The 23,020-nt window shown below is 41.6% G+C and carries 23 protein-coding genes; 2 read left to right on the forward strand and 21 right to left on the reverse strand.

The features are described 5' to 3' along the window. Positions 1 to 5: 5 nt before the first annotated feature. The 8 genes from ACHUFM_RS03400 to ACHUFM_RS03435 all read right to left on the reverse strand — a co-directional run bounded on the left by ACHUFM_RS03400 (position 6) and on the right by ACHUFM_RS03435 (position 6,498). Positions 6 to 650 carry a DUF2971 domain-containing protein gene (locus tag ACHUFM_RS03400; RefSeq protein WP_394179564.1) on the reverse strand — a complete coding sequence of 215 codons (645 nt, stop codon included), beginning with the start codon at positions 648 to 650 and terminating at the stop codon, positions 6 to 8. Positions 651 to 849: 199 nt separating this feature from the next. Next, complete coding sequence (locus ACHUFM_RS03405) at positions 850 to 1,410, reverse strand: Rha family transcriptional regulator (protein ID WP_394179566.1); 561 nt, start codon at positions 1,408 to 1,410, stop codon at positions 850 to 852. Between the two features lie 321 nt (positions 1,411 to 1,731). Next, positions 1,732 to 2,547, reverse strand: a complete 816-nt coding sequence (locus ACHUFM_RS03410; protein WP_394179568.1) for a hypothetical protein — start codon at positions 2,545 to 2,547, stop codon at positions 1,732 to 1,734. A gap of 343 nt (positions 2,548 to 2,890) precedes the next feature. After that, positions 2,891 to 3,730, reverse strand: a complete 840-nt coding sequence (locus tag ACHUFM_RS03415; RefSeq protein WP_394179570.1) for a DUF2806 domain-containing protein — start codon at positions 3,728 to 3,730, stop codon at positions 2,891 to 2,893. A 68-nt stretch (positions 3,731 to 3,798) separates the two neighbouring features. Continuing rightward, positions 3,799 to 4,485 carry a hypothetical protein gene (locus tag ACHUFM_RS03420; protein WP_394179572.1) on the reverse strand — a complete coding sequence of 229 codons (687 nt, stop codon included), beginning with the start codon at positions 4,483 to 4,485 and terminating at the stop codon, positions 3,799 to 3,801. A 75-nt stretch (positions 4,486 to 4,560) separates the two neighbouring features. Beyond that, a complete protein-coding gene (locus ACHUFM_RS03425) occupies positions 4,561 to 5,031 on the reverse strand; it encodes a hypothetical protein (protein ID WP_394179574.1) in 471 nt (156 codons plus the stop codon). A gap of 117 nt (positions 5,032 to 5,148) precedes the next feature. After that, positions 5,149 to 5,457 carry a hypothetical protein gene (locus ACHUFM_RS03430; RefSeq protein ID WP_394179576.1) on the reverse strand — a complete coding sequence of 103 codons (309 nt, stop codon included), beginning with the start codon at positions 5,455 to 5,457 and terminating at the stop codon, positions 5,149 to 5,151. Positions 5,458 to 5,607: 150 nt separating this feature from the next. Next, positions 5,608 to 6,498: a hypothetical protein gene (locus ACHUFM_RS03435; protein ID WP_394179578.1), complete on the reverse strand. Its 891-nt coding sequence runs from the start codon at positions 6,496 to 6,498 to the stop codon at positions 5,608 to 5,610. A gap of 614 nt (positions 6,499 to 7,112) precedes the next feature. Between ACHUFM_RS03435 and ACHUFM_RS03440 the strand changes: the two genes are divergently transcribed. Beyond that, complete coding sequence (locus tag ACHUFM_RS03440) at positions 7,113 to 7,604, forward strand: hypothetical protein (protein WP_394179580.1); 492 nt, start codon at positions 7,113 to 7,115, stop codon at positions 7,602 to 7,604. A 13-nt stretch (positions 7,605 to 7,617) separates the two neighbouring features. On the opposite strand, the gene ACHUFM_RS03445 is transcribed toward ACHUFM_RS03440, so the two are convergent. Both ACHUFM_RS03445 and ACHUFM_RS03450 read right to left on the reverse strand, forming a co-directional pair. Next, positions 7,618 to 8,478 (reverse strand): trypsin-like serine protease, encoded by an 861-nt coding sequence (locus ACHUFM_RS03445; RefSeq protein WP_394179582.1) that lies wholly within the window; start codon positions 8,476 to 8,478, stop codon positions 7,618 to 7,620. Positions 8,479 to 8,635: 157 nt separating this feature from the next. Next, positions 8,636 to 9,223 (reverse strand): antA/AntB antirepressor family protein, encoded by a 588-nt coding sequence (locus ACHUFM_RS03450; RefSeq protein WP_394179584.1) that lies wholly within the window; start codon positions 9,221 to 9,223, stop codon positions 8,636 to 8,638. A 441-nt stretch (positions 9,224 to 9,664) separates the two neighbouring features. Between ACHUFM_RS03450 and ACHUFM_RS03455 the strand changes: the two genes are divergently transcribed. Further along, entirely contained in the window at positions 9,665 to 11,209 is a 1,545-nt protein-coding gene (locus tag ACHUFM_RS03455) for a tetratricopeptide repeat protein (RefSeq protein ID WP_394179586.1), read from the forward strand. A gap of 131 nt (positions 11,210 to 11,340) precedes the next feature. Here the strand turns inward: ACHUFM_RS03455 and ACHUFM_RS03460 are convergent, their stop codons facing one another. From ACHUFM_RS03460 to ACHUFM_RS03510, 11 genes are all read right to left on the reverse strand, one after another. Next, positions 11,341 to 12,222: a hypothetical protein gene (locus tag ACHUFM_RS03460; protein ID WP_394179588.1), complete on the reverse strand. Its 882-nt coding sequence runs from the start codon at positions 12,220 to 12,222 to the stop codon at positions 11,341 to 11,343. Positions 12,223 to 12,303: 81 nt separating this feature from the next. Further along, positions 12,304 to 13,311, reverse strand: a complete 1,008-nt coding sequence (locus ACHUFM_RS03465; RefSeq protein ID WP_394179590.1) for a contractile injection system protein, VgrG/Pvc8 family — start codon at positions 13,309 to 13,311, stop codon at positions 12,304 to 12,306. Then, on the reverse strand, positions 13,302 to 13,511 hold the full coding sequence (locus ACHUFM_RS03470; RefSeq protein ID WP_394179592.1) for a tail protein X: 210 nt from the start codon (positions 13,509 to 13,511) through the stop codon (positions 13,302 to 13,304). Before ACHUFM_RS03470 ends, ACHUFM_RS03465 begins: the two co-directional genes overlap by 10 nt. Next, a complete protein-coding gene (locus ACHUFM_RS03475; protein WP_394179594.1) occupies positions 13,495 to 13,878 on the reverse strand; it encodes a phage tail protein in 384 nt (127 codons plus the stop codon). Before ACHUFM_RS03475 ends, ACHUFM_RS03470 begins: the two co-directional genes overlap by 17 nt. Positions 13,879 to 14,069: 191 nt before the next feature. Next, positions 14,070 to 14,912 carry a pPIWI-associating nuclease domain-containing protein gene (locus tag ACHUFM_RS03480; protein WP_394179596.1) on the reverse strand — a complete coding sequence of 281 codons (843 nt, stop codon included), beginning with the start codon at positions 14,910 to 14,912 and terminating at the stop codon, positions 14,070 to 14,072. Between the two features lie 137 nt (positions 14,913 to 15,049). Further along, positions 15,050 to 15,634: a Rha family transcriptional regulator gene (locus ACHUFM_RS03485; RefSeq protein WP_394179598.1), complete on the reverse strand. Its 585-nt coding sequence runs from the start codon at positions 15,632 to 15,634 to the stop codon at positions 15,050 to 15,052. Positions 15,635 to 15,979: 345 nt separating this feature from the next. Further along, positions 15,980 to 17,134 carry a DUF3800 domain-containing protein gene (locus ACHUFM_RS03490; RefSeq protein ID WP_394179600.1) on the reverse strand — a complete coding sequence of 385 codons (1,155 nt, stop codon included), beginning with the start codon at positions 17,132 to 17,134 and terminating at the stop codon, positions 15,980 to 15,982. Positions 17,135 to 17,225: 91 nt separating this feature from the next. Then, entirely contained in the window at positions 17,226 to 17,960 is a 735-nt protein-coding gene (locus tag ACHUFM_RS03495; RefSeq protein WP_394179602.1) for a HEPN domain-containing protein, read from the reverse strand. A 161-nt stretch (positions 17,961 to 18,121) separates the two neighbouring features. Then, complete coding sequence (locus ACHUFM_RS03500; protein ID WP_394179604.1) at positions 18,122 to 18,982, reverse strand: BRCT domain-containing protein; 861 nt, start codon at positions 18,980 to 18,982, stop codon at positions 18,122 to 18,124. Between the two features lie 365 nt (positions 18,983 to 19,347). Continuing rightward, positions 19,348 to 22,272: a phage tail tape measure protein gene (locus tag ACHUFM_RS03505; protein ID WP_394179606.1), complete on the reverse strand. Its 2,925-nt coding sequence runs from the start codon at positions 22,270 to 22,272 to the stop codon at positions 19,348 to 19,350. Between the two features lie 131 nt (positions 22,273 to 22,403). Continuing rightward, positions 22,404 to 22,961 carry a phage tail assembly protein gene (locus tag ACHUFM_RS03510; RefSeq protein ID WP_394179608.1) on the reverse strand — a complete coding sequence of 186 codons (558 nt, stop codon included), beginning with the start codon at positions 22,959 to 22,961 and terminating at the stop codon, positions 22,404 to 22,406. Positions 22,962 to 23,020: the final 59 nt, after the last annotated feature.

The following is a 23,020-nucleotide window of genomic DNA, read 5'->3' on the forward strand; positions in this document are numbered from 1 at the left end:
GAAGGTTACTCACTAACTGTTATCTTCCCTCGTATTTTTTTTATGGTTTTATTTTGTACCATTTGAAAGGTTTTAAAAGCTGGACGAACTTTAAATATTTCTACTTCTTCATCTACTAAAGATGCAATATCGGTAATGTTAAGATTAGAACTAGCACCAACTATCACTTCTTTTAGAATAAGTGTTGAACTAAATTTAGAAAAGTACAAATCTCCATCTTTATTTATTAATTCTGAAAAACATCGATACTCGTTCTCATATTCCCAGTGCTTAAATTTAGAAGTAAAAAAAATCATTATTTCCTTTAGTGTAAACTCGCCACCACTATATGAAATTCTTTCATTAATATATTCAACTTTATTAAGAAGGTGATCAGGAATATCAAAACCTAAACAAATACCTTTATGTTTATCTGCATAGTGAGCCCATTGAACAGGATTTTTCCAGTTTTTACTAAAACATAGGATACCATATCCTTTATTCAAATCTTCTTTGGTTTTATTAATAGCATATCTAGCAACTCTATCAGTCAAGTCCATTCCTAGGAATTCAAATGGATCATTTAATTCCATTATCCGAGCAACTTTCAACCTTTTTTTCTCTAAATTTTGTTTACCATAACTATCATTAACAAAGTGATAAACACGCATAGGTTTTCTCCCTGAAACTCTATATAAAAATAAACTAAAACTTTCTAACTAAGCTATCTTTTTACCCGTTGAAAAACAACTAAAGCCCACTTTTGTAGGCTTGCTTTTGTTGACTGGAAAGGCTTACCGCTTAGAAGTCTACAAAGTTGCGTTGGGCGAAGTCTTTGACGCGGGTGATGTTGTCGTTTACCCAGTCTGGTTACCCTTGATAGAAAGAAAGCTGGGCGATTTGGGTTTGGTAGAGTCGGATGGCTTGTATCATGTCGGTGACTTCACTCGCAGGTAAGACGACTGGGTTGCTGGTGAGTTTCATGGACGTCACGATGCTGTTGAGCAGTTGCTTTCCTTTTAGGGAATAGCTGTTGGTTTCTGCGACCGCGGTGCTGTCGGAGGTTGCTGGAAGGTGTTTTTGCTCCTTGTGTTGTTTTTCCATCTGATTAAACGCATTGATGTAGGCTTCTTTGAATTGGGCGGCTTTTGCGCCGGTGAAGCCCATGGCCAAGAAAACGAAACCGTCGCGGGTGATGCGATACCCTCTATCTTGGCGAGTTGCGCCCTTGCCTACTTCCACATCAATTATCATATCCTCAAAATTGAGGGCATGAAAATTTGTACTGCATTCAAGGTTTTCTATCTTGCGTAAAATATTGTCATGGCGCTTATGAAAGCACTTGGCAATGTCGGTTGAAGTTGTAGTGATTTGGTCGTCGATGATTTGAACAACTGGAGCATCATTGTTCGTAGTTTGAATGTGAGCCATCTTTGGCCTCCTGTGATTGCCTATTAATAGACCACCTCAACGCCAATTAAGGTGGGCAAGCCATACGGGTTGGCGTACCAGTCACAGAGCTGGCGCGTCCGAAGACGCCCCGCACAGCTCACCCATAACAAGAGAGCTATACGCCAGACACAAAAAAACCGCGATAAAGCGGCATCTGTATCCGCTGTGATTTCGGAACGCCAATCCCGAGCACTGAATTTTGCCAGTGCAAAAAGAATGTTAGATCAAGATTTGGGTGGGGTCAATGGATAGTAAACTCTTCTATTTATTTAAATTCACTTTTTCAATTAGGGTAGATTATTAGAACGCTAATGCAGTGCAGTTAGCTTCATCCTCTGCCCATATAAATTTTTTACCTCTCTGAGAAGTACTTTTTGTTCCGAGCATTAACACAAATGCACCTGAAAATTTTTCAAGGTTTTTGACTTTATATTTTTTCAGAAAACCATCTACCGACTTTTCTGAAATGACACAACTTACAGCACTACGATCCCCTGAATTCAACCAAAGATCCCCATCACGACCATATCTTGCATCTGTAATTAGCCCCCAATAACCTTTGAATTGTCCTGAATGCTCTCGGCCTACCATATCGAAAGCAACAAAAAAATCTCTTACAGATGTGGGCTCATATCCTGCCAGCTCAATTGCTTGATGAGATTCACGAAAGTCTTCAGAGTTGATCAAATTTTTTAATAGAGTACTTAGTCGCCTATGCATGATGGCAGAAGGTCTACTACCTCTTCCTGAATGACGACCACGCTCTTGGTTACTTCCTTCAGCATCTTCCGAATCAATATCAAAGTTTTGCTCAGCTGCACCATAGTTGAGATCAATTTCTATTTTAGTGCCGGGATTTCTAATAAAATCCTCCTCTCCACCATCAAGCTCAACTCGTTGAGTTTCAGGTGATGCAAATGAGCAATCATTTACATGAGGGCGAGCACCAAAACATGCTGCTTGTCCACTGGTAGATTCTTTTCTAAAAAATGCATCAGCACCACATTCAGTACAAATCAGATTACGCCTTTTAGATGCTAACTCTGCTCCTTCAAATAGAGAAAATTTTTCAGCGTAGTAAACAACACCATCCGTAACGCACTTAGCAATATCCATTAATAACTCCTTATTTTTTTAAATTGCTTTATATGTTTCAATTAGAAAAATAGGAATTCAAGGGATCAACCTCCTTTAATTTTTGATTTTAAATTTTTTCTACTTCATCAACAAATCTTTTCCATAATGGTTATAGTTGTGGTTTTTCTTTTCTTTGGTCAATTTAAATCGATAAGTCATAAAATTTCGGCTTCAAAAATGAGCATAAACACTATAAATTTTTCGCATATATAGCTTCTCTTTTGGAAAGCCTTTGCTTGCTCTTAAGAATTTAGCAGGACACGCATGTTAAGAATATTTAAAAAAACAGGCGTCGTAATATGCGTGTCTCAACAATGCTCTCTCACTTGATTTCTTTAACTTTTTTAGACATTATCTGAGAACGACTAAACAAAATTTCATAATATTTTTCACTTGGAGAATCTTCAATAAACTGGTATAGCTCTCGACCAGCTTTAGTTAGAAATTCTGTTTTATTTTCACGATGACCTTTTAATATCATTGAAAACTTATTTTCACCGTATTCAATTACATATCTTTCATTCTTTGTAAAATGAAACTGCTGCTGCGGCTGAATTAAGCCAATATCTTGAAGATGACGAATATCAGTTTCGTAAATACCCTTAGCCTCCATTTCTTTATTTAAGGCTGAATACTTAAAGCGCAATATTTCACCATTTACTTTAAATAAAAACTGGCAATAATTATTAAATAAAAGAATATCGTTGTTACTTAAAGACTGGAGAATCAATATTGTAGCTCTACTACACGCTTCAGGTTCAACAACTTCATTAGCTAATATCTTTGCCCATAAAACCTGAACATTTTCCACTGAAACATCTTGACATTTATCAAAATAAAAAGACAACCAGTCTTGATCGATTGAAACTTTATTATCGATATTTATTTGATCAAGGTATTCAATTGATCTATCAATAATACATTCTATATTTTCCTGCCTTCGTGTTTCTTGCGTTGATACTCTTTTTGCAGCTCTTATAGCTAAAGCATCTTCCTCTCCTCTTGCCATAATAACTAAAGCATCAGATTCAGCTCTGGCTTTACGACGAATATGAGTTGGCTCATACAAAACACCTATAGTTTTACTAACAGCGTCAACTAATTTACAAGCTGGATCCGATAAAGCTTTCAAATCTATTAGACTTACATCTATATCACCCATAAAAAAGACACCTTAATAAATATAAAAAATAAATCAGACAGTTTAATCCCACTTCGTTACCAAAAATTTTATGATCGTTGCATGGATTGCATATACTCTTGTGTCATTAGATCACTAACAACCCAATGAATAACCAAATCAATTAATAATTTAAGATCGCTAATATCTTTATCTTGCCACTTTCTTTGATAATGTGTTTCATCATTACCTAGCCACACTGCACGCGTTGCACATTCTTTTATATTAATGTCAGTGATATATTTATCGATACAGTTCATCAACCTCATTTTCATTATTTTTTCAGAACTATCAGAGTATAAAGATACGCAGTAATCTTTGATTAGGAACTCAAGGGCCTTTCGATAGCCCATGCCACACACGTGACTTAAACCACTATTTTCTGCATTCGAAGACTGATTGAAGATTTCTATAAAGTCAGGAGATATTTTACTAATTCTTTCATCAAATTTTCGAGGTTTAAAATTATTAGGTGTTGCATGTGTAAAGGTATAATATCCTTTAGTAGAAACTCCATTTGACTTTCTTTCAAAGTGAGACAAAAACAAATGTCCGCACTTGACTGATGGACATTCGTATAATATTTCTAAAAATCGACTAAAACGCTTATTAATGGGATTATCCGTAAAAATTTCTTTAACTACATTTGTTCTTTTTGGGGACACTAGATGATTACAAACAGGGCAACAATTTGGCTCTTGATCTACATCAATACCATTTATTCCTATACTTATCATTTCCTTTCCTAAGAGATAGATTTTACTAAAAAATAAAAGGACTACTACGCCCATTCGAGTAACAATTTCAGCTAATTAATAGATTCTTTTGTAATCACCGTCAAAGCCAAATTGTTCTGCAAGTTGGTCTAAGACCTTCTTACCTTCACAAAGAAGCAACATGTTCCTACTTTGACAATCTACTTCTTTGTCACCATGCTTCCCCCCATGAAACAAGTTATTTCTTATCGTTCGAAGCATTGTGACAACTTTACAAAGGTCATTTCTACAATGCCCTATACCAACAGGCTTCCAATTTAATTGTTTGTTCTCTAGAACTATTTGCCTTTTGGGGTGTAAATTAATTAGTAAAGTAGCCTCATCTGAAATTTTGTATGTTTCATTATGCATATTTATGAACTTTTCCCAACTTGGTTCTGCATTTTTTCCAGACTCTTCAGATTTAAGAAAGCCGTTTTCTTTAAGAACAAATTCAAATCTTGAGAAGCAATAAAAAAAGTAAAAGGATGCATTCTTTAAATCTTCAGATAGTTCGTCATATTTCATAATAAATTATAGTAAAATTAGAATTTATTTAATCTTATCCGACATATTCAAGAAATCAGAATATTTTTATCTAATTTCAAAAAGGTGGCAGACTAATAGTTTTATTATAATCGATTTCTATAAGCCTTTTTGCAGTTGTTGTTTAGTGTAATGTTCTAGTGCTTTGTGTTGCATTTCATTCCATGAGCTAAAGGAAGTATTTTCTACAATAAATTTTTCCCACTCTTCATCAGGTATTGCAGAAAAATCAGCAGGACTTTCAATTGTAAAACCACTTGCATCAAATAAGTCTTCGATGGTGTTGAACTTAGAGCAGCCAGATACAAAACTTGGACTCATAAGTTCAGTCAACTTAATTTCCGTTTTTTTACTAAGCTCACCTATGTTCTTCTGTAAATTTTTAAAGCCTTTAAAGTTTAATGGCATTTGATTCACCTATAGTTGATTAGAGGTTAGAAAAATTAAGCTTCTTACCACAAAAGAATAGCACATCCCCTATAGCACCATCCTTAACCCGTTAAGGTTTATTTATATGCTTCTTTATACAGGTAACAGACTCATTGTAATGTTATTTCCTTAACTCCCCCGCTTATCCCCCAAGCTCCCATCCGCTCGTGTCGCCACGTCCATGTTGCCCATCATGCCTTGTGCAAATTCGGCTTTGAGGCGTTCTATCACTTGGTCGCTGAGTTGTTGGTCGTAGCTTGGGTTGCCTGTTGGGGTTAAGTGTAGCACTGGCGCGAAGGTCATGCTTTTGTTGTTGTTTTGCAGCTGTTGGCTTTGCTTGGCGATGGCGCCTGGTGCGGGTTGGTCGGTTTTGTCTTCGCTGAACCAGCCGCCAAGTTTGCCGCCTATCCATTCCCCTGCACTCTCCCCTACAAAACCGCCCCCCATGCCGCCCGCGATGGAGCCGATGATGCCACCGATGGCGGTGCCGATAATGGGGACGACGGAGCCAATGGCCGCGCCTGCTAGGCCACCTGCGGCGGCTCCGCCCATGCCGCCAAGCATGTCCCCTGCGGTGGCGCCAATGTCGGTGCTGTCGCCTTGGGATATGGCCGAGGCGAGGCTCATGCCCTGCATGGCCATGTCCAGCGGTCGGAAGAATCGGCCAGCGGCTTTTAAACCGCCGCCGGTGAATTGGCTAAAGCGACCTCCTATACGGCTGCCTTTTCGACCACCCGCGCTAGAGCCTTTATTTGGGTTGTTGGCATTGGCAATGTGGTCTTCATGGTATCTGAGGGTGGCGAGTCGGCTGTTTGCTGTTCTTGCTGCTCTTGCTCTTCTGCCTGCTCGGCTGCCCATACCGTAGCCTGCCCCTGCGCCTAAGCTGTTGAGTTTGCGGTTTAGGCGATCCAGTGACAGTGATGCTCGGTTGGCGCTAAGGCTGGATTGGTCGGTGCTTAGGTTGAGTTTGGTGCGGCCAAGGTTGAGGCGATCGCGTCCGTTGCCAAGGGTGAGTTCCATCTTTCTTTTCTCTTCCTGAAACTAGCCATATCACAATCCTGTAATTTTATGACATAATTGGGAATCATATTTATTAACGGCATTTTAGAAGTCTTGCCACAGGCGAGTGATAAAAAAATAATTTTAGCACTTTGTTAGCACCGGACTCCCTAAAAGGCCTATTTTTGCACCCAAATTGACCCTATAAATGCTAAACGAAACCACAGACATTTTAAGCTCTAAACCAGTAAAATCAGTCGATACAGTCGATAGACGTTTTTCCGTCGCACCCATGATGGATTGGGCAAACACAGTAAAAATCCTTTAAAAATCAACCCACTAAAAACACAAAATAAATTTTTAGCATTTTTTTAGCATTTCTCTTTTTATTTCACTCGATTTTTCCGCCTTTTTGTTCAAAAAACAAACAAGATATGCAATCATGATTTTGTTCAAGGATCGAACAAAATGCCAAGGAGACGACATGGAAAGTTTGAAGGTACTTCTAAAGGATTTAGAATGTGTTTCGTTACGTGACATATCCACTATGCCACTCGAGTATCAGCCAGCTATAGTAGAACATTTAGAACAACTTCAGGATGAGTTAAAAGCAGCGTTAAGGACAATACAAGCCAATGAATCTTATCACCAGCGTAGCGACTACCCTCTCCCAAATAAATGAGATCGAAACTTGGAAACAGTGTTCTCCTCAACTCACAAGAGAGCAGCGCTTGGAATGTTATAAGATTGCTCAACGCCTTTGGCTTGAGCGTTCTTATGCTGCTAATAAGTTGTACATCAACCTAGGAGTGATAGAAGAATTAAAAGCCAATGATTGGCAACCGAATACCATACAGAAGCAAATGATTTGGGCGAGCGTTATAGCCTCTGTTGATAGTAAAACCCAAAGGAATCGCTTTAACATTATCAAACAGAAACTAGTTAAAAAGTATGGCTGGAATTGGTATAACGAGTGTTACAGAAGAGTAAAAAAAGCTTTTTCCGCTCGAAAATGGATAGAAAACCGTTCATTCGAACCCGATTCAGCATACATGGGGAGCATGTTTTTACGCGAGGTTTCCAACGAACACGTTATTGCCGCTCTTAAATCAATTCCAGCCAACTAAATTCACATCATACTTAAAATAACTTTCCATTACGGCACAGGGAAGTTGCTTCATTACTAACAATAGGATCATCAGCAATCATCTGATTAGGTCGGAAATTCGAACCAAGCGTTACACCTAACAGATATAGATTTCCATTATGAGCACAAAACATAGGGCCTCCAGAGTCACCTGGCGCAGTACTTGTGTTGTTACTTGCAGTCGCGCTTATAGCGGAAAGGAAATCTACGTCGGGGTTTTGATCACGAAGTACAGATCTAGCATTATCGGTAATCGTTGTGGCTCGAACCTGAAGGTTATGACTTAAATTAGGCTGATTTCCTTGCGCCGTTAGCATGTCACCAAACCCCATCACAAAGACGGCTCTGTTAACTTGATTCTGTTGGTAAAAACCTAACTGATTATTTCTATAATGAATAAAATCGCCATTATTAGAATTCATCCATGTCAAAATAGGCAGATCACTTTTCTTAAACGAAATAAACATCAGATCGTAATCCCAGCTACCCCAGCCAGAACGAAATTCAATATCGCTATTATCAAGACTCAGAACTTGTGTGTGGGCAGGATTTTTCCCTAACGATGTAGCACCATACCCAACATTGAGACCATCAAGAAAATTATTCATCAGATCAATTGCACTGGTTTCATTCCAAACATCAGGAGTGGCAGTCCCATTGCATATACAAAGATTGTGTTTTGCCGTAACTATTCCCGCAATGTTATCTGCATCTTTAACTAATACTCCAGACCCTGTGAAGCCATTGTTCTTAGTTAAACGAACCGTGCTAAGCATCATTGTATTTTTAAGATTGTTATTCAGGCCATTAAAAGCCGTGATTGCTTGCTGTTTGCTTTGATCATTAAATTGCATATTTGCATACCTCACGAATTATTGAATTTAAGCGTAAAAGAGTAAGGATTCTTAGCCGCTAAGACTTGGAAGAACTTACTGATAACTCAGTTCATCTAAGGAAAAAATCAATGCATGAAATAAAGCCCACTTTCGTGGGCTTTGTTGTGTTTATGGCTTAGAAATCAACGAAGTTGCGTTGGGTGATGTCTTTCAGGCGGGTGATGTTGTCGTTCACCCAGTCGGGTGTGCGGAGTTGGGCGATTTGGGTTTGGTACAGGCGCACGGCTTGGATAAGGTCGACGAGTTCTTTCGAGGGAACCACCACTGGGTTGCTTTCCAGTTTCATGGCTTTGATCATGTTGTTGAGGACTTGGTATTTTTCGAGGTCTTGGAAGTGGTGAGTTTGGTTGGCTGGGGCGGGAAGGTGTTTTTGTTCGTGGAGTTGTTTTTCGCAGTCGATGAAGTACCTGCGGGTTTGTTTGCCCTTATCATTCAGTTCAACCATGGCCAGTTCTTTTGCCATGTCTAAAGTGATGAAATACTCTTTTGTCGCCCCACGATTCCCGCTTGCCGAATTTGGCAAGCGGCTTATAACGGTGTAATCGACACCTTCTTCAAAACCATATTTATCTATACGAGCTTTGATCCAGTTAGCAAAGTATCTGCCTACTTCTAGAAAAGCATGAAGTTCACGAGCGTTTACGGTATCTAACGTTTCTTCATTGATAGAGCGTGTGTGTAGCGGGATAAGTTGATTAGCCATCTGTGGCCTCCTACGGTCATTAAATTGACCACTCCTTGAGTGTGAGAGTCTCAACGGGTGGTGGGTCTAAATCAGGATCTCACAACCGCCCGTAGGAACGGCCCAGCCGAAGCTGGCCCAACAAAGACCCACCATAACAGGTGGACTCCGGCCACAAAAAAACACGCGGTGCGTGTTTTAGGCCGCTACGGTATTCAACGGGGTGAGATTCCCGACACTGGATTTTGCCAGTGCAAGAGAAATACTAGATCAAGATGCGGATGGGGTCAATGAAACCTTACACATTCAATTTAAGATCTTTTAATCTTTGCGATAACCGAAGGCATCCCTTACAATTATGTTTTACAATATAAGATATAAACAGTCTATGGTTGATGGTATTTTTGATCTATTGTATACAAAAATCAATTTCATTTAAGCCAATAAAATATAGAGAAAGAAATGGAAAGCAATCAAATCTATAAAATTTTAATTTTATTAATACTTTCAATAACATCAATAACAATAGTTTATATCCTTAGAACCCCCTTATCAAAGCTAATTGAAAAGATAAAACAATTAAAATACAAATCCAAGGGCAAAGAATTCAGCCTATTAACTGACAATGAACCTCCCCACTCAATAAAACCCTCGAAAGAAACACAAGAAAAAGAGAATAAAATAGATTCAATCGATGGTAGAGACGGGCCTATTGAAATCATAACGCTTTTTGAGAATAGATTATTTGAAGATGCTGACAACTTATTTTTAAAATATTACACTGAAATAGAAAGCAGAAAAGAAAAAATAAAAGAAAAATCTTTTTACCTATTACTTAAATCGAAATATGAAGACACGAAAAACCTAAAAGAACTTATAGATTTATTTGAAAAAACAACCAACCAAGATGAAAAATATGATGTAGCATTTTGGATTTCTTATTATTATAGAGATACAGATAACTTTGAAAAAAATTTTGAATTATGGTCTTCCTTTTTAAATAAAATAGATAAAAAACAAAACTTTGACCTATTCATAAAAGTAAGCTTAGAACTATGTGATTCACTTAAGTTAAAATTTGATTTTACACAAGCCAAAAAAACACTTTCCTCTTTATTAACATATAAGAACAATTTAGAACAACACAACCTTTATAAAATATATAAAAACCTATCTGAAGTTGAAAATAAATTAAACAACCCCATTCAATATCAATACTGCTTGGACAAGTCAATTCAATACAATCAAAATGATGAAGCTACAATATTTAACACTGCATATACTCTTCGTGAAGACGGAGCTAATGATTTAGCTTTATTAAATTACCTAAAAGTACTAAAAATAAATCCTAAAAACAAGAATACACTTAACAACCTAGGTGCGTTTGCTCAAGAAAAAAAACTAAAAGCCATTGCTTATGATTTTTATAAAAAATCAGCAGACTTAAATAATTCTATTTCATATGCCAACCTTGGCTATTTATTTCTAGAAGCAGGAGACATCAAAGAAGCAAAAAAAATGGCACTTACAGGACTAGAACAGGATCAACCACATTCAAATAACCATGAGCTAATTACAAGAATAGAAAAGCTTGAAAAAAATCAAAAAGAACTTTGGCAAGAAAAAACTGATAAATATAATGATCGACAAATTATAATTAGAGAATACACTGAGCTTTATTACACAGGAATAAGTTCAAGTTTTGATGAAAAATGGATAACCAACCACAGTGAAAATGTAATTTTACATACCAATAAAGAAAAAATATTTATTTCTTGGAAAGAAATAAATAACCAAGATTCACTAACTAAAATTGAAGGCTCCATAAATGGCGCAACTTTTTACGGCACTCTAAAAAGTGAAAAAAACCCAAAATATATGTCATTAGGAAATAGCCATTTAATTTTGGAATGCTTAGGATATGTTAAAAACAATAGTTTGATCATCTTTTCCAAAGACTCTGAAAAAGAATTAAAAATCATCTTAAATAGAGATAAATCTCTTTGAAACTTTTTATCAGGATTTACATATTAAGAGAATTAAAAATGCTAATTTCTTATGATACGCTATCCCAATGTCATCCATAAAAAATTAGGCTAAATTAAAATTAAACTTATTAATTCACGTCCAATAGTACACTACTTTAGAGGCCGTGCCTCTGCACCACATTGAGGACAAACGGCAACATTTGACTTCCATTTACAGCTACAGTTATTACATAGATAAATACTGTTTTTAAAACCATATTTTGTGGATGTTGGAGACCTGCTTGTTCCCCAATTTTTAGGAGGCCCAGCCTTTCGTAAAGCAAGTTTCTTTTGTGCTTTTGCGTTTACACTTTGAGTGAATGCTTTCTTCTCTACTTCTTTAAATCTATGATGATAAATCCACCGCTTCCCTTCAATTCCATTCATTAGAAAATGTTTTAAAGCTTCTAAATACTGACCATTTTTTGTTTTCTGAAACGCTTCACGTAAAATTTTAGCTTCGAATTCAATGACTCCTACTTTTGACTCTTCGGGATTAGATAGTTTCTCTGATACAGGTCTGTCTTTGTAACTAACAAATATAACGAAAGGATAACCGCCTACGCTAGCCAGGACATCAACTACAACTCCAGAGAACTTTTCACCAACCTTTATATCTTGAAGGTGAATATCTTGGCTTCTGACGACATGTATAATATCTGGCAGTATGCTTTTTGTGTTTTCATCGTAAATTTTAGAAGGGACAGTAAGTAAAGGAACTTTTAAATCCAATCCTGCTTGTGAAATTTGACGTATCATCATTCTTACTGATACGTAAAAAGAGAAGTCACAAGGAACCTTAGTGGAATTATGAGATTTCCTAACTTTGTGAGAGAAATGCCATTCGTTTTTTTCACCCTGCCTAGCTGTCAATAAGGTTTTGCATGAGGGGCAGATACAACCACATTTATCTCCATTTGGAACATTACCAACATCAACAAATTCGCCACTTTCAATGTCTTGCCCGAATGGTAATAAATTACCTAGCCTCATAACATTACCTATCAACTAATCCTATTTCTAAAAATAATGCCAGCATGCCACTCCACAAAGCAAATCATTTATCTACAAACATCAAACCACCTCACTCGCCACCACATTACACCTATACCCTGCTTTGTTGTCGCCTCGGGCGGTGACTTTGTCGATGCTCCAGTTGCCTTTCATTTCGGGTGGGAAGGTGTGGTTTAGGGTGAGGATGCCTTCTGCGACGAGTTTGGGGTTGCCTGGTAAGTCGAGTGTGACGCTGGTGCCTTGGCGTTGGGTTTTGATGAGTTCGTCTTGGCAGGCTTGTTGGGCGGTGGTTGGGTTGTCGTAGCTTTGGCGTAGTTTTTTATACGGTGCGGTGCCGACTTGTACGGTGTGTTCTTCCCCTGTGTTGTTGTTTGTCCAGTTGGCTTTTACGCCTTTTATGCGCTGGCGGCTGGGTCTGTCCAGTTGGGCGTTGATGAAGCGCGCCAGTTCACTTGGGGCGTTGTTGCTTGGCAAGGTGACCACCACGGGCGGGATGGCTTGCCCTGTGATGGTTTTCACCTGGCCGCGCTTGGCGAGTACATAAAGGTCGTTGACGGGTTTGGCGATGGCGTCCCGCTCCCGTGCGATGCGTGCCAGAAAGGCGCTGTCGGTTTCGTCGGTTTGGTCCATGTGCTCGAGGACGACGCTTTCAAACTCTTTGGCCACCCGTGGGCTGAATCCGTGGGGTGTGACGACTTGGCGGAACAGGTCGGCAAGGCTGACGTTTTCGAAGGTGCGTGTGCGGCGCTCTTTGAAGCCCGTGCTGTCGTCCACCTGAAACGGCGCGGCGGTGGCGACGATGGTGACGCTGGGCGGAAACAGTTTCGGCACGATGCGGGTGATTTTGAACTGGCCTTTGTTGATTAGCTCATTGGCGTAGCCTTCGTACCATGTGAGCTTGGCGCCTTCCTGTGGCAAGCCAGTGATGCCCGTGGTGTCAACTTGCAAGTTGAGTTGGTCACTTTGTAGCCCTGCGGCGTCGATGCGCTCCCACGAGGTGAGGCGCGCGTTGATGGTGTTTTCCCCTGCTCCGCTCACGCGCACGCGGGGTTGGTTGTTTAATCCCATAGGTTTACCACGCTGTCTGGGGCTTTTTCAGCCATGATGGGTAAGGTGATGACGATGCCAGCGGGCAGCACTGGCCCATGGGCTTCTAAGCCGGGGTTGAGTTCGAACAGGGCTTCTTCCGCTTCGTCGTCATTGCGGCCTAGACTCATCCATAAGATGTTGGAAATGGTGTCGCCATCGCGGCTACGGATGGTTGTCATTGGCGTACTCTTCTAGCTCTAGGGTGAAAGAAAGGACGAAAGCGGTGCCGTCGTCGATGATTTTGTCTTGCTTCTCTTGCAGGCGCTTAATGGTCCATTGGCCTAAGTTATTGCCATAGCCATCGGCCAGCACTAAGGGCATCCGTTTGCTTTGCAAGGTGCGCAAGGCATTTAGATTGGTCATGCCCTCCCCTTGAAACCACGTCCCTGTGACCGTGATGTTTTCCAACTGTTGGCCCGTGTTTTGGCTCATCGGCTTTTGACCGTATCGCGCCACCGCGACCCAACCGCCGTCGCTAGTGCGCTGCAAACCCTCGTATGGTGTGCCTTCGCTGAGCGAAAACACAAAACCACCGAGGGACATCATCTGACGCATGATTACTCCTTAGATAAAAATGGAAGGACAGAAACGAAAAAGCCCATCGGAGGATGGGCTTGGGGGTGTTTGGTTTGGTTTCAGAAGTTAAGGACTTTTTTATCAAATCCAAAATTTACAAAAAGTGAAAATTAAAAAAACTCTGCACATTGAATAGCTATTTGAAATAAATCATTAATTATCTATTCGCCCCAACTAGAAATATCGACATTTAAATCATCGACCTTCATTACACTTCCTAGTGGTTTCTCAAACTGAACATCAATTGTACAATCAAATTGAAATGACTTTGGGATAACGACTCCATCACCTTTTCGAAAATCTGAACCTGAACCATACTGAAGCTCACATTCGAGCCAACCTGTTACTCTAAGTAATAGAGATTTAGGTCCGATACGCTCTACATGAGCGCCATCATGATAAATACCGTCTACAAATTGATGAGTCGAAAGAGTCCCAATATCTTCAACAGAATCAGAAATTATACTATCTAGAAGACTTCTATCTATTTCATCTGTCAACATACTAAGTACTTTACTTCTTGTTTCAGACATTTTCTCGATGAAATATAAAGTAGCGTCCAAGCATTCCTTAGACAACTTCTCTACTTCTGACTCTGATATATCAAAAGTATGCGGTTCAATATGTGTATATTCATTAAGTAACTTAATAATCGAAAGAAGCTCATCAATAACATCATTCACTTCCTCTATTTCAAGTTTTTTAGTCACATAGAAGTCAGTCAAGCCACCTTGAATTGCATATTTTAATCGCTGCTGTCTTGTAAACCCCGATTTAGATGTTGCGTCAGGCTTAAACCAACCACATTCAGACACCTCAGTATCAGGGGATAATCTATGCAACACATGGCGTAGGAGCTCTCTCAGAGCGTATGCAAAATTATTGAACCTAAGAGGGTTAGAGGCAATCAAATTACTAAATGCAGATTCAAATAATGCTCGTTCAAATTCCTCATCAAAGAGACTAGAAATACGTTCTTTATAAATATCCTCCAAATGCTTCAACCCATTCTCCCTAGCAATATAACGATACAAATTATTTAATTTATTAATGCTAAAACTATTAAATCTTTTCCTACCAGCCAAAGCAACCAAAGCCCACTTTTGTGGGCTTACTTTTGTTGACAGGTAAGGCTTGCCGCTTAAAAGTCTACGAAGTTTCGTTGGGCGAAGTCTTTGACGCGGGTGATGTTGTCGTTTACCCAGTCGGGTGTTTGTAGTCGTGCTATTTGCTGTTGGTACATGCGGACGGCTTGGATTAGGTCGATGAGTTCTTTTGATGGAACGACGACGGGGTCGCTTTGTATCTGCATGGATTTGACGATGTTGTTGAGTAGATGGTACTTGTCTGTTTCTGCAACCGTGTTGCTGTCTGTAGTAGCGGGAAGGTGTTTTTGCTCGTGGAGCTGTTTTTCCATTTGGTTGAAGGCGTTGATGTAGGCTTCTTTGAATTGGGCGGCTTTGGTGCCGGTGAAGCCCATGGCGAGGAAGACGAAGCCGTCGCGGGTGATGCGATACATGGGTCGAGTCTTGTCTTGTTCATCTTTGTATTCAGCCAGCTCAAAATTGAGCGCGCTAAATTCATCACTGCATTCAAGGCTTTCTATTTTGCGTAAAACGTTTCTGTGATGTTTGCCAAAGCATTTGGCGAGGTCGGTCGAAGTCGTGGTAATTTGGTTATTGATGATTTGTACAACGGGTGCGTCAATGCTTGAGATAATGTCCATAGCCATGTTTGGCCTCCTGTGTATGAAGTTGACCACCTCGTGAGGTACTAATCTCAGTAAGGTGGTGGATCTAAATCAGGTTAGTACTACCGCCACAGGAACGGCCAACCCGAAGGTTGCCCAACAAAGACCCACCATAACAGGCAAATCTCGGCCACAAAAAAACACGCTCTGCGTGTTTTAGGCCGCTGTGTAAACGGGGTACTAATCCCGACACTGGATTTTGCCAGTGCAAGGAGAATGTTAGATCAAGATTCGGCGAGGGTCAATGGGGGAAATCTCAAATATCGCCGCGGTTTGCAGCAACTTTGAGGCGTAGATAAAAATTGTTAGACAGCAGCCTTACTATTTCTGCAGCTCAAGAGGATTCTCTCTAAGAGCCATAGTAATGAACTGAATGTACTCTCCAATATCTTCAGTTAAGCTTTGACCATTTTTACTTCGTTCAGTTAGCTCCTGAAGCAACACTGCATTTCTCTGCACTTCTAATTTACTTAGATCTAGATGATCATAGTCTTGGAATATACTACCAAAGATAACATGTCCCTCAATCATGCCTCTCCATTTCTTTGCGTATTCGTCTTGATTTTCGTTGTCACATACATAGGCAAATGCACTAGCTACTGCATCAGCCAATTGAACTCCATGAACACTTTTTGAATCTACTAAGTTAAGTGGTTCTTTTAGATTAAAGGTAATAGGGCTATCTATGGCTGCAACATGCGAATACTTCTTATCTTCTCGGTTGATCATGACGTTAAAAATTTCTTGATCTTCACTTAATGGCTTTGATTGATCGCAATAAGCGGTCAATTGATCGTATTCTTGACCCCATGCAGCCAGTAGACCAAAAAGCGCTGTATTTGTTAAATCTAGTACCCATTTTCCTGCACCACTACCAACATAACCATCCAGCTCTCTCACTACCGCTTCTTTGTTATGTATAGCAAAATCACATATTTGTTCCAGAATTGGAGATATACCTTCATTTTTAGATGCTGAAAAAAGAGCTTTAAGGCCCTCAAAATCTCCAGTTCTCATCAGTTTTTCGAAGTCCTCAAATATCTGCTCAGCCATGGCTCCACGAACACTTAATTCCACATGAAGCATGTTACTTATAAAACGATGAAAATTGATTTTGTAAAATATAGAACTTACGCTCTGAATAGCTGGCTCAAATATATATTCAAAAAACTTGCCTGCTAGTGCATATTTTTTATCTGAGATAGAAACTTTAAATCTGCCTTTGAAGTGTTGAATTATTTCGTCAACTGCTCTTTTCCCCTTTACACCTTTTAATAATTTACTACCTTTTATTTCTCCATTTTGAATTTTGTATTTCTTGATTATGTACTCGACAAAATCCTTAGCCTCTTGATGTGAACATTCAATTGAGGCATAACAAAATATATTTTGTTGCTCATGAAGGAGATTATTACCCGTAAACCCAGATTCATCAAAATGTAAAATTGCGTTTTTTTTACCCTTTTCCGAAACCATAAAAATTCCTTTTTCAGTCAGACTACATGCACTATTTTGGATATAATAAAAACCCAATGGATTTTTATCTTACTATAATACTATATATTCTTTACGAATTTTCATTGATAAATAATTGAAGTTCTTTTGAAAACTTCTCAATATGAGAAATCATTTCTAGGATATCATCGCGACTAAGATGAATTAATTCACCTTCTTTTGTTCTTCCATTTCTATGAACAATATCATGTCTAACTTTTATAATTTTATCTAGCTCGGAAATATCTATTCTGATTTTTTTATTAATTATTAATTCAAAGATACGCTTCACTTTCGGCATATTATGATAAAGAATATTTGAAAGTTCTTTGACGGCTAATCCTTTGACATTTACTTCACTTTTTGACAATTCTTCAAGTGTATATTTCGCCTTTTTCAACTCTTCAATTTGCATTGAATTTGTAAAAAAATTTTCATTTTCATTTATAAGTGATTTAACCGTATCGCCTAAAAATGCTTCTAATAGAGTAACAGCATAAGAATAGGTCATCCGGTTAATAAGATATGTTCTTTTTGTTGGAGTTTTTTCTTCTATATTCTTTAGTTCTTCAAGTTCTTCAAGAAAATTTTTATGTATAACTGATGAACCATTTTCTTTTAGCCATTGCAATTCGGCTTCAAACTCTGCCTTTTCTGCCAGATAATCTTGTAGGTTAGAATATTCTATAGCTAGTTCTTGATATTCTTCTGATTCTTCATCTGCATCTGCATCCTCAAGTCTTTCTCGAATCCATTCATCAGCTCTTTCATTTTGCATTTCTATCATTAGTTCTGACATACTGCCCATTTAACTTACCTAATATTCATATAATAGAGACATAACGCCCGCATAATAGAAGTAAGTTTACGAGCACCTAATTAATAACCTTATCAGGACACACATGTTAAGAACCCTGAAAACACTGATTTCTTAAGGTGTGTATTCTAATAACGTATTTAACGTACTATTTAGAGAAAATCCAACCACTGATTTTCAGATACAATTTTAATTGGATGACCTTCAAGCCTAAGTTTTACCGCCTTTTCAATCTTGCCCCCAAAGTTGGACGATCCCCAATTAGGAGAAACCTTAGAACCAAAAATCAGGTAATCTACTTTCTTACTAATTGACGTTTTTACTACATATCCACGAGTCATTGCTGTCTCTATAACATCATCACGATCACCTAAATCAAACTCCCCAGAAACACAAATGGCTGAATCTTGATGAGTCATAGCTTCTAATGTGTCTTCAATGAAGGATAATGGGTGAATATCAGCGCTTCCTGTTTCGCTAAATTTAGCGCCCGATACTTGTTTAAGGAAATTTAACAAATCATCTGGGCCCGATTGCTCTGTGACAGAATTTTTGAGTTGATCGAATTGCTTCACAACTAAGTTGATGGGAAAAGAGTCAAATAAGTCATCGTTGGCATTTAACCATTCGATTAGAGCTGACATTTCATCGTAATTAAGAACATCATCAGCAACAACGCCGGAAAGAACGCCTAAGAACTCATTTACACGGTCAATGTCTTTTTGCCTAGGAAAGTCTTTAAACTCAACAATGTCGTTCACTAGACATTTAAGGTCTTCGATTTCTTCTTCAGTGACAATGCCATCTGCAAGAATATCGTCAACGGCATCAATAAGATCAATCGCGTCGGGATCGTCTCTTAGATGCTCTTGTGATTTTAGCCACACATCTAAAAATAGTACTTCAACTTCATTTAGCTGCTGATCCGCTGCTATGCCTTGAAGTATTCCTTTTAGTGAGATTACAGCCTTTTTTCTATTTCGATCTAAACAGTAATAACTAACCGTATCCATTGCTTCCCTCCTTAGTGCATTTACAAGAAATATACACATAAGAGGACAAAAGACAAAGGCTAGAAGATTGCTACTTATCAAGTATTGCTTAATATCAGCCATTTAATACATAGAATGGCTGCCTCAAACCTATCTCCCCCGCTTATCCGTCAAGCTGCCTTGTGCCTATGGTTTTAAGGAGGAACGATTCGTTCCTCCTTGAAAATTTACTGTTGCACATGCGGCTTAGAAGTATTTATAGGGGTCTGCATTTCACCGCCCCCATTTACCGTGGTACAAGAGACTTAAGGGAGCCCTGTTTCAGGGCTCCCTTCCACTAAGAAAGAGCCGACCTGATTTACCAAAACGGTAGTTCAGCTTAAAGATTAACTCGTTCGTTTGTCAGTCAAACTCCCATCCGCCCTTGTGGCGACGTCGATATTGCCCATCATGCCTTGTGCAAATTCGGCTTTGAGTCTTTCTATCACTTGGTCGCTGAGTTGTTGGTCGTAACTTGGGTTGCCTGTTGGTGTTAGATTGAGCACGGGCGCAAAGGTGATGCTTTTGTTATTGTTTTGTAGCTGTTGGCTTTGCTTGGCGATGGCTTCGGGTGCGGGTTGGTCGGTTTTGTCGTCTTCAAACCAGCCGCCGATTTTGCCGCCGATCCATTCGCCCAAAGAGCCACCGCCCATGCCGCCCGCGATGGAGCCGATGATGCCACCGATGGCGGTGCCAATAACAGGCACGACGGAACCAATGGCGGCTCCGGCTAAGCCGCCTGCGGCCGCGCCACCCATTCCCCCTACCATGTCGCCTGCGGTCGCGCCTATTTCGGTGCCGCTGCCGCCTGACATGGCCGAAGCGAGGCTCATGCCCTGCATGGCCATGTCCAGTGGACGAAAGAATCGACCTGCGCCTTTTAAGGCACCGAGTTTTCCTAACTTGCCAAATTTGCCAAAGCGGCCGCCTGCGCTGGCGCGTTTGCTTGGGCTGTTACGGTCTGAAATTTGGTCTTCATAACTTCTTAGACCTGCGAGTCGGTTGCCTGCTCTTCTGCCTGCCCTGCTTCCTGTGCCGTAACCCGCGCCTGCACCAAGTCCGTTTAGTTTGCGGTTGAGTCGGTCTAGAGAGCGTGATGCTCGGTTGGCGCTTTGTGTGGTTTGGTCGGTGGAGTTGGTGAGTTTGGTTTTGCCAAGACTGAAACGGTCACGGCCGTTGCCAAGGGTGAGTTTGGCGAGTTTGAAGGCGATGGCACCGGCTTTGACGGTGGCAATGGCTGCGGCGACGCCAAGCAAGCTGCTGGTGAGTTGTGGGTTGGCTTCGGCGAAGTTGGCAATGCCATCTACGGCACTCATAAGCGGTGGCAAGACGACATCGAGTACGGGTAAGAGTCGGTCACCCAGTACGATGGTCATGCGGTCAAATTTGGCACCGAGCATGGCGAGTTTGTGGCCACGGGTGGCGGCTCGGTTGGCGTATTCGTCGTTGACGCTGTTGGCGCGGTCGGCTTGATTGGCCACTTTGGCAAAGGCGGCGACGAGGCCGTTTTTGTCGTCGTCGAGGGTGGTGACGAGTTTGGCAACGGCACCTTTGACTTCTTCGCCAAAGAGTTGCGAGATGACCGCGCCTCGGTCTGTGGCGTTGACGTTTTGCAGGCCGCGCATGACTTCCACTAGGGTGGCTTGGGCGTCTTGTTGCATCATGTCGGCCAGTTGTTCGGCATCGAAGCCGATGCGACCCATGGCGTCTTGCTGGGCGGCGGTGGCGGCGTAGCCTGTGGTGAGGCGGCCGGTGATGTTTTTGAGGGCGGTGGCGGCCACTTCTTGGGTGGCGCCCCCTGCTATTAGGCTGGCAGACAGTGCGGCGGTTTGGTTGTAGTTTAGCCCTGCGCCCATGGCGGTGGAGCCTTGGCGTACCATGACGGCGGCAATGTCTTTTGCCTTGGCGTTCATGTTGTTGCTGAGGTAGTTGGTGCTGTCGGCAAGGTCTAGGGCGTGCTTTTGGGTGAGCCCCATGGCGGCGCGCCATGTGGCGAGTGTGCTGCCGGCTTCTTCTGCGGATACGTCCCATGCCACGCTCATTTTGGTGGCGGATTCGGCAAATTGTAAGAGTTGGTCTTTTTCGATGCCAGACTGACCCGCAGCGGTGACGATGTCGGCGATGCCTTTTTGCTCTACCCCTAGCCGCCCTGCCAGTTTCATCATTTGTGTGCGGTATTGGGCTTCTTCTTTTTGATCGGTGAAGTTGACGACTTTTTTGACGTCGGCAAAGGTGTTTTCGTAGTCCACGGCGCGTTTGCCCGCCATGATGAGTGGCGCGGCTTTTAGGGTGAGGCCAACGGCTTGGCCGACCAGTTCGCCTTTTTGGGCGTTTCTGTCTGCTATGCGCCCTTTTAGGGTTTGGATTTTTTGCAGTTTGGCTTTTTGGCGGTCCAGTGCTTGGCTGGCTTGGTCGGTTTGGCGGGCAAGTTTGAGTTCTTGTGCGCCGAGTGAGTTTATTTTCAAGCCAGCGCTGGTCATGTCTCGACGCAGTCCACCCAGTTCTTTGGCTTGTTTGCCATAGGCGTTGGTGAGCTGGGTGCTTTTGAGTTGGGCGTTTTTTAGCTGGGCTTGTTCTTCTTTGTAGGCTTTTTCGGCGGCTTTTTTGGCTTGGGTGAGTTGCTTTACTTTGGCGGTGGCGGCTTTGACTTGTTCCGAGTGTGCGCCATAGGCTGCGGTGGCTTTTTGGACGTTGTTTTGAGCGTTCGCTAATGCGGTGGCCTGTTGTTCGGCGGCAAGGGCTTTGGCATTCGCAAGCTGTTGCACTTTGGCAGTGGCGGCTTTGGCTTGTTTGGACTCAGCACCGTAAGCTTTGGCGGCTTTTTGGGCTTGCTTTTGGGCGTTGGCGAGTTCGGCCGTGCGTTGCTTTGTGGCGGCACTTTGGGCTTGGCTGAGTTGGTTTAGGTTTTGTTTGGCTTGGGCAAGTTGTTGGGCGTGTGCGCCTTGGGCTTCGGCCAGTTTGATGACGCTGCGCTCGGCTTGCGCTAGGGCTTTGGTGTGTTGTGCCAGTGCGGTTTTGGCGTTGGCTTGGTTTTGTTTGAGTTGGTTGGTGTGTTGGGCGGCTTGTTTCATGGCCGCGCGGGTTTGGTCTAGGCCTGCGGTGAGTTTTTTGAAACGGGTGATGAGGCTTTGTTGGTCGCTTAGGCCTTTTAGTTGGTTATCGGTTTGGGTGATTTGGTGTTCTAGCTTCCCTGCTGTTTGGATGATGTTGTTGGCGGGTTTGGTGAATTTGTCGACGGCGGAGAGTGCGATGGAAATTTTGGAGTCAGCCACGGTTTACCTCTTTTGTATTCCCAGTTTGGCGGCGGCTAGGTGGTAGCGGCGCATGGCTTCGTCGATGCGCCAGTTTAGGATTTCAGACGGTGGTACGTGGTAAACCAGCGGGATGATGTCGGTTAGGATTTCTATGTCTTTGGGTGAAAGTAAGCCGCCGGTTGTTGCAAAAAATCGATGAGTCGCTCTTGCAGTTGGTTCCAGTCTGGCAGGCTGAGGCGTTCTAGTTCGCTTTGGCTGAAGCCGGTGCAACTTGAGCTGAGGAAGATGGTGCGCTCCCATTCGTTGGTGTGGGTGTCCATTAGGTCGGTGGTGGCGACGGTGGGCGGTTTGAGTGTGTATTGGGTTTTCTGTTGGCCGCTGTCGCTTTGTATGGGGATGAGCAAGCTTGGCGCGGTGTTGTCGAACTCGCCTTCTATAAAGTGGCTGGCGGTGCTGTTCATGAGTTCTAGGACGTGGTTTTGGATGCTGGTGTAGTCTGGTGTGACGAGGTTTTTGATTTCTTTGTCGCTGAGTCCGGTGCTGGCGCTGATGCAGGCACGCAGTAGTTGGGTGTCGTTGTCTTTGTGCTTTTCTGACAGTTCGCGGTGTTGCCCCATGGTAAGGGGTTGGCAATGTACGCGGGTGATGGGGTCACTTTTGTCGCTTTGGGTTGGCCAGACGAGTGTGTGGGTTGGTGCTTGAAACATGGGATTTCTCTTTGCTGTGTTTGAGGGTTGCCACCTAGTGGTTTAGGTGGCGCTTTGGT

The sequence above is a fragment of the Marinomonas posidonica genome, assembly GCF_043643765.1.
Classification (GTDB): domain Bacteria; phylum Pseudomonadota; class Gammaproteobacteria; order Pseudomonadales; family Marinomonadaceae; genus Marinomonas; species Marinomonas posidonica_A.

What these genes read in the sequence shown, in the direction of transcription:
- ACHUFM_RS03510 (WP_394179608.1), bottom strand. Translation starts at nt 22,961, where the DNA reads ATGTTTCAAGCACCAACCCACACACTCGTCTGGCCAACCCAAAGCGAC.
- ACHUFM_RS03465 (WP_394179590.1), bottom strand. Translation starts at nt 13,311, where the DNA reads ATGGGATTAAACAACCAACCCCGCGTGCGCGTGAGCGGAGCAGGGGAA.
- ACHUFM_RS03445 (WP_394179582.1), bottom strand. Translation starts at nt 8,478, where the DNA reads ATGCAATTTAATGATCAAAGCAAACAGCAAGCAATCACGGCTTTTAAT.
- ACHUFM_RS03495 (WP_394179602.1), bottom strand. Translation starts at nt 17,960, where the DNA reads ATGGGCAGTATGTCAGAACTAATGATAGAAATGCAAAATGAAAGAGCT.
- ACHUFM_RS03450 (WP_394179584.1), bottom strand. Translation starts at nt 9,223, where the DNA reads ATGGCTAATCAACTTATCCCGCTACACACACGCTCTATCAATGAAGAA.
- ACHUFM_RS03435 (WP_394179578.1), bottom strand. Translation starts at nt 6,498, where the DNA reads ATGGAACTCACCCTTGGCAACGGACGCGATCGCCTCAACCTTGGCCGC.
- ACHUFM_RS03500 (WP_394179604.1), bottom strand. Translation starts at nt 18,982, where the DNA reads ATGGATACGGTTAGTTATTACTGTTTAGATCGAAATAGAAAAAAGGCT.
- ACHUFM_RS03420 (WP_394179572.1), bottom strand. Translation starts at nt 4,485, where the DNA reads ATGATAAGTATAGGAATAAATGGTATTGATGTAGATCAAGAGCCAAAT.
- ACHUFM_RS03440 (WP_394179580.1), top strand. Translation starts at nt 7,113, where the DNA reads ATGAATCTTATCACCAGCGTAGCGACTACCCTCTCCCAAATAAATGAG.
- ACHUFM_RS03415 (WP_394179570.1), bottom strand. Translation starts at nt 3,730, where the DNA reads ATGGGTGATATAGATGTAAGTCTAATAGATTTGAAAGCTTTATCGGAT.
- ACHUFM_RS03400 (WP_394179564.1), bottom strand. Translation starts at nt 650, where the DNA reads ATGCGTGTTTATCACTTTGTTAATGATAGTTATGGTAAACAAAATTTA.
- ACHUFM_RS03455 (WP_394179586.1), top strand. Translation starts at nt 9,665, where the DNA reads ATGGAAAGCAATCAAATCTATAAAATTTTAATTTTATTAATACTTTCA.
- ACHUFM_RS03475 (WP_394179594.1), bottom strand. Translation starts at nt 13,878, where the DNA reads ATGATGTCCCTCGGTGGTTTTGTGTTTTCGCTCAGCGAAGGCACACCA.
- ACHUFM_RS03410 (WP_394179568.1), bottom strand. Translation starts at nt 2,547, where the DNA reads ATGGATATTGCTAAGTGCGTTACGGATGGTGTTGTTTACTACGCTGAA.
- ACHUFM_RS03490 (WP_394179600.1), bottom strand. Translation starts at nt 17,134, where the DNA reads ATGGTTTCGGAAAAGGGTAAAAAAAACGCAATTTTACATTTTGATGAA.
- ACHUFM_RS03460 (WP_394179588.1), bottom strand. Translation starts at nt 12,222, where the DNA reads ATGAGGCTAGGTAATTTATTACCATTCGGGCAAGACATTGAAAGTGGC.
- ACHUFM_RS03470 (WP_394179592.1), bottom strand. Translation starts at nt 13,511, where the DNA reads ATGACAACCATCCGTAGCCGCGATGGCGACACCATTTCCAACATCTTA.
- ACHUFM_RS03425 (WP_394179574.1), bottom strand. Translation starts at nt 5,031, where the DNA reads ATGAAATATGACGAACTATCTGAAGATTTAAAGAATGCATCCTTTTAC.
- ACHUFM_RS03485 (WP_394179598.1), bottom strand. Translation starts at nt 15,634, where the DNA reads ATGGACATTATCTCAAGCATTGACGCACCCGTTGTACAAATCATCAAT.
- ACHUFM_RS03405 (WP_394179566.1), bottom strand. Translation starts at nt 1,410, where the DNA reads ATGGCTCACATTCAAACTACGAACAATGATGCTCCAGTTGTTCAAATC.
- ACHUFM_RS03430 (WP_394179576.1), bottom strand. Translation starts at nt 5,457, where the DNA reads ATGCCATTAAACTTTAAAGGCTTTAAAAATTTACAGAAGAACATAGGT.